1 protein-coding gene is annotated in these 234 nt (G+C 59.4%); it reads right to left on the bottom strand.

Features of this window, described 5'->3' with window-relative positions; genetic code table 11:
- Positions 1–192 (bottom strand): hypothetical protein (locus SB764_RS44775; RefSeq protein WP_410867408.1); only part of this gene is annotated, 192 nt, incomplete at its 3' end.
- Positions 193–234: the final 42 nt, after the last annotated feature.

The following is a 234-nucleotide window of genomic DNA, read 5'->3' on the forward strand; positions in this document are numbered from 1 at the left end:
GTTCATCACCATTCCCAGGCACAAGAAGAGGAGACCAAGCATCCAGCGGGGATTACGCAGGAGCCGAAGGAAGCCATTGGAGCTCAGTGCCAGGCCACCTGTGTCTGCCTTCACGGCACTGCCTTGCCGTTGTGCCCCGATGGCCAGGAAAAAGGCTCCGAGGACGGCCAGGAAAACCGCCAGCCACACCATCAGCGGGGCCCTTCGTCGTCGTTTTTCAAGTCTTTACCCTTG

Origin of the sequence: Paraburkholderia sp. SIMBA_027 (assembly GCF_046535315.1) — a bacterium.
GTDB lineage: Bacteria > Pseudomonadota > Gammaproteobacteria > Burkholderiales > Burkholderiaceae > Paraburkholderia > Paraburkholderia tropica.